The sequence below is a fragment of the Candidatus Methylacidiphilales bacterium genome (assembly GCA_025056655.1).
In the GTDB taxonomy this organism is placed as follows: Bacteria; Verrucomicrobiota; Verrucomicrobiia; order Methylacidiphilales; family JANWVL01; genus JANWVL01.
Genome location: JANWVL010000142.1, coordinates 1 through 1,510, shown reverse-complemented (window position 1 = coordinate 1,510; position 1,510 = coordinate 1). Strand labels below are relative to the sequence as shown.

General features: G+C 45.2%; 1 protein-coding gene. It reads left to right on the top strand.

From position 1 onward, the window contains the following. On the top strand, positions 1 to 532 hold a 532-nt coding region (locus NZM04_09230; protein ID MCS7064205.1), incomplete at its 5' end, for a type II restriction endonuclease. Between the last annotated feature and the right edge of the window lie 978 nt (positions 533 to 1,510).

Sequence of the window (1,510 nt, the reverse complement as noted above, 5' to 3'; positions counted from 1 at the left end):
CCAGTTTGCAGAGTTAATTCATTATATCGGTTTTGAAAATATTCTCCAACGTCGAGATTTAGAGGATGTTCTTTATGGTGTGCAAATCGGATTAGAGACACACCGAAGAAAAAATGTTGCTGGCCAAGCCTTCCACAATGAGGTAGCAGCACTATTAGAACACATCAAGCAACAGCTGGCATCAAATCAGATTGCCGTAGAAATTCAGACTGAAATGACAATCCGATACGGAAACGGTCTTTCTAAAAAAGTGGACTTTGCATTACTCCAGAATGGTTCACCTCGATACGGGTTCGAAGTTAACTTCTATACTGTGCAGGGTTCGAAACCTACTGAAATAAAAAGGAGCTACGGGGATATCACAAGAGGTCTCCGACAAGTCGGGGTCGAACTTATTTGGATCACAGATGGCAAAGGATATCGAAATATGCAAAGTTCCTTGCGTGATGCCTACATCACAATGCCGAATATTTATAACCTCCGACAAGCACGAGAGAATCTTTTCGACGACTTGCTCATCGTTTTGAAATGAAGCCTGACACTTCTGGTATCTGAGTCCGTAAATCTCGGTTCAAGACACAACCTTCAAAATTTTTAAACAACCCTGGTCTAGATTCCAAGGCCATAAGAATGAGATTATGCTATCAAAAGAGCTTTTTACATTCGTCATGTGACATCGCTCACTTTGTTTCCAACTGATACAAGCGTTAGAGTTTTGTAATCGCTTGCTTGATTTTGGCTTCATCGTCGAGCATTACAGCGCAAGCTTGGTAAACACGATTCGCATGTGGCAATCCTTAAGAAACAAAACTATTATTCTGGGAGGAGATCAGGCTGTATTTGTGCCTGCGCAGTGGGACAGCAGCGGGGCATTTATCAAGTTTTGTTAAAACGATGTCTTTGAAGAAAACGCTTTAAGTGGAGGTGGCCTTGCAGTATCTATCGGGGATACCCCCGTTGCTGGAGAACGCGCCTACCGATCCGATCCAAGGCCACTGGAACAAGATGGGATGGTTATTGAGGTTGGCGAGAGTCAGACTATAGAAGTTGCCAAGGAACATTCCGAGCGCAGCCGATGTTTGTGCGTCTTGGTGGGGGCGTGGCCAGAGGTCGCATGGGTTTTTCAGAACGTGGCTAAGTAATGAACTGAGAATGGATGAATAGGCTTGGTGAATAATTCTGCCGGAGATGAGGCCGGAAGTTAAATGTGTGATGATGGGCGCGACCGGTGGCGATGTGTTTCCAGAAGTGTATTACAAAAAAAGACACAAGATGAGAGTAATTTTAGCGTGGAGAGCTTTTATTGTGTTGTCGCTATTTAGGCTGGAGTATAAGTAGGGGAGGTGATCTAGGGCTATGAATGAGAGCTTGAAAGTATCTGATTTACTGCGCGTATTGGAGGAGAGAGAGATCGAGGCGGGATGTCGGTGGGTGTTGAAGAGGGATCAAATGGGCGACCTTCGGGATAAGGCGTTGAGGCAGCTTGCGGCGGTGTGGCATTTCCGTCTGG